Origin of the sequence: Mesorhizobium sp. M4B.F.Ca.ET.089.01.1.1, from assembly GCF_004022605.1 — a bacterium.
Lineage (GTDB): Bacteria > Pseudomonadota > Alphaproteobacteria > Rhizobiales > Rhizobiaceae > Mesorhizobium > Mesorhizobium abyssinicae.
In genome coordinates, this window is sequence record NZ_RZOS01000277.1 from 1 (window position 1) to 7650 (window position 7650).

Annotated in this window: 5 protein-coding genes and 1 pseudogene; 4 read left to right on the forward strand and 2 right to left on the reverse strand. The window is 65.3% G+C overall.

What is annotated here, in order from left to right; all coding sequences use genetic code 11:
- The 3 genes from EN780_RS22500 to EN780_RS22510 form a co-directional block, all read left to right on the forward strand.
- On the forward strand, positions 1–1069 hold a 1069-nt coding region (locus EN780_RS22500; RefSeq protein WP_128275355.1), incomplete at its 5' end, for a biotin/lipoyl-containing protein.
- Between the two features lie 92 nt (positions 1070–1161).
- Positions 1162–4686, forward strand: a complete 3525-nt coding sequence (dnaE, locus tag EN780_RS22505; RefSeq protein WP_128275356.1) for a DNA polymerase III subunit alpha — start codon at positions 1162–1164, stop codon at positions 4684–4686.
- A gap of 41 nt (positions 4687–4727) precedes the next feature.
- Entirely contained in the window at positions 4728–5738 is a 1011-nt protein-coding gene (locus EN780_RS22510; protein ID WP_127311401.1) for a methyltransferase, read from the forward strand.
- A 26-nt stretch (positions 5739–5764) separates the two neighbouring features.
- Here EN780_RS22510 and EN780_RS22515 read toward each other — a convergent pair whose 3' ends face one another.
- Positions 5765–6646: a DMT family transporter gene (locus EN780_RS22515; RefSeq protein ID WP_128275357.1), complete on the reverse strand. Its 882-nt coding sequence runs from the start codon at positions 6644–6646 to the stop codon at positions 5765–5767.
- A 178-nt stretch (positions 6647–6824) separates the two neighbouring features.
- On the opposite strand from EN780_RS22515, the gene EN780_RS22520 reads away from it, so the two are divergent.
- Positions 6825–7328, forward strand: coding sequence for a hypothetical protein (locus tag EN780_RS22520; RefSeq protein WP_127391872.1), 504 nt, complete (start codon positions 6825–6827; stop codon positions 7326–7328).
- 20 nt (positions 7329–7348) lie between these two features.
- Here EN780_RS22520 and EN780_RS22525 read toward each other — a convergent pair.
- Positions 7349–7650 (reverse strand): annotated as a pseudogene (locus tag EN780_RS22525) (DNA polymerase IV); the annotation flags it as partial.

Below are 7650 nucleotides of genomic sequence, written 5' to 3' on the forward strand. Positions count from 1 at the left end.
GCTTGATGGCGAGCTTCTCGCCATCAAGCAGAGCGACGTGAAACTGAACGGCTGGGCGGTGGAAAGCCGCCTCTATGCCGAGGATCCGTACCGCAATTTCCTGCCCTCGATCGGCCGGCTGACGCGCTACCGGCCGCCGGAGGAGGGGACGTTCGGCGATGTGGTCATCCGCAACGATACCGGGGTCACCGAAGGCTCCGAGATTTCGATGTTCTACGATCCGATGGTGGCCAAGCTTTGCACCTGGGCGCCGACCAGGATCGAGGCGATCGACGCCATGTCGGAGGCGCTCGACAGTTTCGTCGTCGATGGCATCGAGCACAACATTCCGTTCCTGGCGGCGCTGATGCAGCATCCGCGCTGGCGCGAGGGGCGGCTGTCGACCGGCTTCATCGCCGAAGAATATCCGCACGGATTCGCGCCGATTGCGCCGGACGCCGAAGAAAAGGCGGTGCTGGCGGCGGTCGCAACGGCGATGGAGCTGCTGCGCCGCGACCGGCTCGACCGGCTGAGCGGACGGCTGGCGCCGCATTCGGGCATCGTCAAGCGGGACTGGGTGGTCAAGATCGGTGCCGACTACCTTTCGGCCGCTGTTCTCGAAGGCATGGTCTCGATCCCGATGGAAGTCGATCTGTCGATCGATGGCGGCAAGCCGCTGACGGTGGCGTCCGACTGGCGGCCGGGCGATCTGATCTGGCGCGGCACGGTCGGGAGCAACACGGTCGCGGCACAGGTGCGCCCGGCGCTGAACGGCTTACGCATCGCCTGGAAAGGGATGTCGGTGATGGCCCAGGCCATGCTGCCGCGCACCGCCGAGCTCGAAAGGCTGATGCCGGAAAAGCTGCCGCCGGATACGTCCAAGATGCTGCTTTGCCCGATGCCGGGCCTCGTCGTGTCGATCGCCGTCGCCGAGGGACAGGAAGTCAAGGCCGGCGAGACGCTGGCCGTGGTCGAGGCGATGAAGATGGAGAACGTGCTGCGCGCCGAACGCGACCTCACCGTGTCCAGGCTCAACGCCAAGCCGGGCGACAGCCTCGCCGTTGACGCGGTGATCATGGAATTCGCCTGACCTGTGCACAGGAGATCGCTGGACTCGCATCCCGCGCTCCCGGACAATACATCTGCACTGATTGTTGAGTCCTTTCGAGCGACGCGAGCCCCATGGCGGATGAACGACTTCCACGCGACCCGTTGCTGCGCGAAGCAGCGGTAAAGGAAGCGCGTCCGGAAACGCCGGCGCGGCCGTTCATCCATCTGCGCGTGCACTCTGCCTATTCGCTGCTCGAAGGCGCCTTGCAGCTCGGCGCCATCGTCGGCCATGCAGTCAAGGACGAGTCCCCGGCGATCGCCGTCACCGACACCAACAATCTGTTCGGGGCGCTGGAATTCGCACAGAAGGCGGTGAAGGACGGCATCCAGCCGATCCTCGGCTGCCAGATCGATCTCGCCTTTTCCGGCGAGGCGGGCGATGGGCAGCGCGACCGCCGCCGCCAGGGGCCGGAGATGCACGCCGTCGTGCTGATCGCCGCCACCGAGGCCGGCTACGCCAATCTGGTCAGGCTGATCAGCCGGGTCTACCTTGAAACGCCGCCCGGCGAGCCGGTGCACCTGACCAGCGCGATGCTCGAGGGACAATCCGACGGCTTGATCTGCCTGACCGGCGGTCCGCGCGGTCCGATCGGCCGCGCCTTGAAGGAGGACCGCCGCGACCTCGCTGAGCAGCGGCTGCTGACGCTGAAGGCGATGTTCGGCGATCGGCTCTACGTCGAGCTGGAGCGGGTCCAGGGCTACGAGCGCATGATCGAGAAATCGACGGTCGACCTTGCCTACAGCCACGATCTGCCGCTGGTCGCCACCAACGAGGCGTTCTTCTCCAAGCGCGACGACTATGAGGCGCATGACGCGCTGGTCGCCATCGCCGAGGGCTCGGTGGTCGCCGCCGACAATCGCCGGCGGCTCTCGCCGGACAATTTCCTGCGCAGCCAGGCGGAGATGGCGAAGCTGTTCTCCGACCTGCCGGAAGCGATCGACAACACGGTCGAGATCGCGCTGCGCTGTTCCTACTATCCGAAGAACCGCAGCCCGATCCTGCCGCGCTTCACCGGCGGCGATATCGCCGATAAGGACGCGGCGGAGAAGGCGGAGGCTGCCGAGCTCGCCCGCCAGGCGCGCGAAGGGCTGGAGGCGCGGCTGGCCGCGCACGGTCCGACGCCGGGCTATACGGTCGAGCAATATCGCGAGCGGCTCGATTTCGAGCTCGGCATCATCGAGAAGATGAAATTCCCAGGCTACTTCCTGATCGTTGCCGACTTCATCAAATGGGCGAAGTCGCAAGGCATTTCGGTCGGGCCGGGACGCGGTTCGGGCGCCGGATCGCTGGTCGCCTATTCGACGACCATCACCGACATCGACCCGCCGCGCTTCTCGCTGCTGTTCGAGCGCTTCCTCAATCCCGATCGCGTCTCGATGCCCGACTTCGACATCGACTTCTGCCAGGACCGGCGCGAGGAGGTGATCCGCTACGTCCAGCAGAAATACGGCCGCGACCAGGTCGGGCAGATCATCACCTTCGGTACGCTGCAGGCGCGCGCGGTGCTGCGCGACGTCGGCCGCGTGCTGCAGATGCCTTATGGCCAGGTCGACAAGCTCTCCAAGATGGTGCCGCAGAATCCGGCCAATCCGGTCAAGCTGGCGGACGCCATCGCCAACGAGCCGCGCTTTGCCGAGGAGGCAGAGAAGGAGCCGATCGTCCAGACGCTGCTCGATACCGCGCAGAAGCTCGAAGGCCTCTATCGCCATGCCTCGACCCATGCCGCCGGCATCGTCATCGGCGACCGGCCTTTGTCGGAGCTGGTGCCGATGTACCGCGATCCGCGCTCGGACATGCCGGTCACCCAGTTCAACATGAAATATGTCGAGCAGGCCGGGCTGGTGAAGTTCGACTTCCTCGGCCTGAAGACGCTGACCGTGCTGGAGACAGCGGTGAAGCTGATCCGCCGTCGCGGCATCGACATCGATCTCGCAACGATCCCGCTCGACGATCCCGATACCTACGCCATGCTGTCGCGCGGCGAGGTGGTCGGCGTGTTCCAGGTGGAAAGCGCCGGCATGCGCAAGGCGCTGATCGGCATGCGGCCGGACTGCATCGAGGACATCATCGCGCTGGTGGCGCTCTACCGCCCCGGCCCGATGGAGAACATCCCGACCTACAACGCCCGCAAGCATGGCGAGGAGGAGATGGCCTCGATCCATCCCAAGATCGACCATCTGGTGAAGGAGACGCAGGGCGTCATCGTCTACCAGGAACAGGTGATGCAGATCGCGCAGGAGCTTTCCGGCTATTCGCTCGGCGAAGCCGACCTTCTGCGCCGCGCCATGGGCAAGAAGATCCGCGCCGAGATGGACAAGCAGCGCGAGCGCTTCGTCACGGGCGCGGTCGAGCGCGGCGTCGGCAAGCCGCAGGCCGATTTCATTTTCGACCTTCTGGCGAAGTTCGCCGACTACGGCTTCAACAAGTCGCACGCCGCGGCTTACGCGGTCGTGTCCTATCAGACCGCCTACCTCAAGGCGCACTATCCGGTCGAATTCCTCGCGGCATCGATGACGCTCGACATGGGCAACACCGACAAGCTCGCCGATTTCCGCCAGGATGCGCTGCGGCTCGGCATCGAGGTGGTGGCGCCGTCGGTGATGTCGAGCTTCCGCCCCTTCGAGGTCGGCCAGAACAAGATTTTCTATTCGCTGGCCGCGCTCAAAGGCGTCGGCGACGCGGCGGTCGAGCACATCGTCGCCATGCGCGGCGAAAAACCATTCAAGAGCCTGGCCGACTTCTGCGAAAGGGTCGATCCGAAGATCGTCGGCAAGCGCGTCTTCGAAAGCCTGATCATGGCCGGCGCGCTGGACTGCTTCGGCCATGACCGCGCCGCCATGATGGCCGGCGTCGAGCGGATGATGGGGCTGGCCTCTCTGGCGCAGCAGAATGCCGTCTCCGGCCAGGCCGACATATTCGGCGCCTCGCTCGGCGCCCAGTCGCAGGCGCTCAATTTGCCGGCGACCGAACCGTGGCTGGCGGCCGACCGGCTGCACCGCGAATTCCAGGTGGTCGGCTTCTATCTCTCGGCGCACCCGCTGGACGAGTACAAAGCGGCGCTGCAGAAGATGCGGGTGCAGAACTGGGCGGAGTTCTCGGCCGCCGTCAAGCGAGGTGCCGCCGCCGGGCGACTCGCCGGCACGGTCACCACCAAGCAGGAGCGAAAGACGCGCACCGGCAACAAGATGGGCGTGGTGCAATTTTCCGACACGACGGGGCAATACGAGGCGGTGCTGTTCTCCGAAGGCCTGGCGCAATTTCGCGACATGCTGGAGCCTGGCCGCTCGGTGGTGATCACGGTTTCGGCCGAAGACAGGCCGGAGGGCATCAATCTGCGCATCCAGACGGTGCAGTCGCTGGAGGATGAGGCCAGCCGCATCCAGAAGGCCCTACGCATCTTTGTCAGGGACGATAGGCCATCGTCGATCATTCAGGCCCAGCTCAAGCAGCGCGGCGACAGCCAGGTCAGCATCATCCTTCTCAAGGGAGAAGCGCAGGGCGAGATCGAGATCGATTTGGGTCGTTACCGCGTCTCGCCGCAAATCGCGTCCGCCATGCGCGCGGTGCAGGGCGTGGTGGAAGTGGAACTTATCTAGGAGAAGCGGTACCATCTCCAAGCCTGCGGATGGGGGGAGGCATGGACCCGCGAACAGCCGCTTTCGAAGTGATACGCATGGTCAATGAGTACCGGGTGTCGCAAGCGATCTCGGTCGCGGCGATGCTCGGCATCGCCGACCACATCAAGGATGGCAAGCGCTCGGCCGTCGATCTCGCGAGCCTGACCGGCACCCATCCGCGCGCGCTCTACCGCTTGCTGCGCGCGCTCGCGGCGGCCGGCATATTTCACGAGGCGGAAGACGGGCAGTTCTCGCTGACGCCGCTCGGCGGCGCCTTGCGCTCCGACGCCGAGCATTCAGCAGCGCCCTGGGCGGCGTTTGTCGGTCGGCCTTACTATCGGCAGGCGTGGAGCGATTTGCTCTACAGCATCCAGTGCGGCAGGAATGCGTTCCGCCACGCGCATGGCAAGGGCGTCTGGGAATACCGGGCCGAACACCCCGAGGAATCCGGCATTTTCGATCTTGCGATGGCGGCGAACTCGCGCGGCGTCGCGGCGGCGATCCTTGCGGCCTATGATTTCTCGCGCTTCCCGGTCATCATGGATGTCGGCGGCGGGCAAGGTGCGCTGCTCGCCGAAATCCTCGCCGCCAATCCCCGCAGCCGCGGCATTCTGTTCGACCAGCCGCATGTGGTGGCTGCGGCCGGCCGGGTGATGGCCGAGAAAGGCGTGGCCGAACGTTGCGACATCGTAGGTGGTGATTTCCTCGCGGCGCTGCCCTCAGCGGCGGACGCGCTGCTGCTCAAATGGATCCTGCATGACTGGGACGACGAGACCAACATCTCGATCCTGAAAAATTGCCGCAAGGCCATGCGCGCGGACGGGAAGCTGCTGGTGTTCGAGGCCGTGCTCGCGCCGCCCAATGAAGGGGCGACGGCCAAATTCGCCGACCTCAACATGCTGGTCGCGCCCGGCGGCGAGGAGCGCACGGCCGAAGAGTTTCGGTCGCTGCTGGCAAAGGGCGGCTTCGAGGTCGCCGATATCATCGAAGCGGGGCCACGCATCAGCGTTATCGAGGCGAGGCCGGTCTGATGTCGCGGAGGTGGCGCGCAGCGCCGCTATGAAGCGGCGATCTCGGCCGGCTGCGGTGCCTTGCGCTGCAGGTTGAGCAGGTTGCCCGTCAGGATCAGCAGTGCGCCGCCGGCGGTGAAGACATCGATCTGCTCGTGGTAGAGCAGCCATCCGATCAACGCCGACAGCGGCACGCGCAGGAAATCCATAGGCGAGATGAGTGTGGCGTCGGCATGGGTAAGGGCGCGGGCCATGCAGAAATGCGACGACATGCCGGTGAAGGCGATCACCACGATCCACGGCCAGAGCTCGAGCGGCGGGTTGCGCCATTCGTAGAGCGCCGGAGCCAGGCCGAGCACGGACTGGATGATGAGCATCCAGAAGATGATGCTGACGACGCTGTCGGTGCGGGTCAGCGACTTGACCAACACCACCGAGGTACCGAAGCAAACCGCTGCGCCCAGTACGATAAGCTCCCCCAGATTCATGGTGCCTAGCCCGGGCCGTACGATGATGACCACGCCGATCAGCCCGAGCACGATCGCCGCCAGCCTTGGCCGCGAAAGCTTTTCGCCAAGGAAGCTGACGGCGAGGATGGCGGTCCAGATCGGTGTCGTGAACTCGATCGAGATCAGCACCGCCAGCGGGATCAGGGTGAGCGCGTAGAGCCAGGCGGCCTGACCGGAATAGTGGACGATGTTGCGGGCAAGATGGGCGAGCGGACGCTCGGTGCGCATCGCCGCGAAGCCGCCGCTCATCATCACCAGCGGCAGCAGGATGAGGAAGCCGATGACCGAGCGCAGCTCCAGCACCTGGAAGACGTTGAGCTCCGCCGTCGTGGCGCGGCCGGCGACCGACATCGCCAGGAACGAGGCGATCGACAGCGCCATCCAGAACGCGGCCTTGGGGATCGAGGGAGCGGGTGCCATGCGCGCTATGTCGCAAGCCGGACCTTCGAGGGCAACCGCTAGTCGGCGCATTCGACTGGGCCAGCCGATGCGGCGTTAAGAAACAGTCACGTTGAAGGCGGAACCTGGGGTCGCCGCAGGCGTTCGAGTCCCTGTATCCGCGCTTAGGCATTTCCGATTCTACCGGGGGAGACCTTCGATGAAATCAATGCTGCTGCTTCTGCTCGCCGGCGGCCTGACCGCCGTGAGCCCCGCGCATGCCGACGATGCCGATTTCCTGCGCTCGTTCCAGGGCAGTTTCGCCGGCAACGGCACCGTCAAGGTGACGACCAATGCCCCGACGGTGAACGTCTCTTGCACCTTCAACTCCGGCGCGACGTCGACTTCGCTGTCGCTCGACGGCAATTGCCGAGGTCTCGTGCTGGTGACGCGGGCGATCAGCGCGGATTTGAAATCCAACGGCAAGGGCTATACCGGCGTTTATGTCGGCTCCCGTACCGGGCCGGCGCAGTTGAATGGCAAGCGGTCGGGCAATGCGCTCAGCCTCGCAATCCGATGGGCCAAAGAGGTGAATGGCGACCGGACAGCGCGGCTAACCGTCGAGAAGACGAGCGGGGACGGCATGCGGCTCACCGTGACAGACGCCGATCCGAAAACCGGCAAGACGGTGGTGACAAGCCGGATCGATCTCAAACGCACGTGAGGGGCGGAAGCCGGATTCGATCACTCCTCGATCGGCTCCGGCGGATTGGCGCCGCGGCCCCTGCCGAACGTATAGCCGGTTTCCACGGCCTTCTTGCCGAACTTGTCGCGCAATGAATCGATGGCGCCCTCGGCCAGCGCGCGCTTGCGCGACTGGATGTCGACCAGGTCGGGCGGGTCGGCCTTCCCGTCATCGGACAGATCGCCGACGCCGATGCCGAGCAGCCGGTATTTTGTCCCGTCGGCTTCCCGGCGCAAGAGGTCGAGGCCGGTCTGGAAAATCCGGTCGGCCAGACGCGTGGGATCGGCAAGCTGGCGGTTGC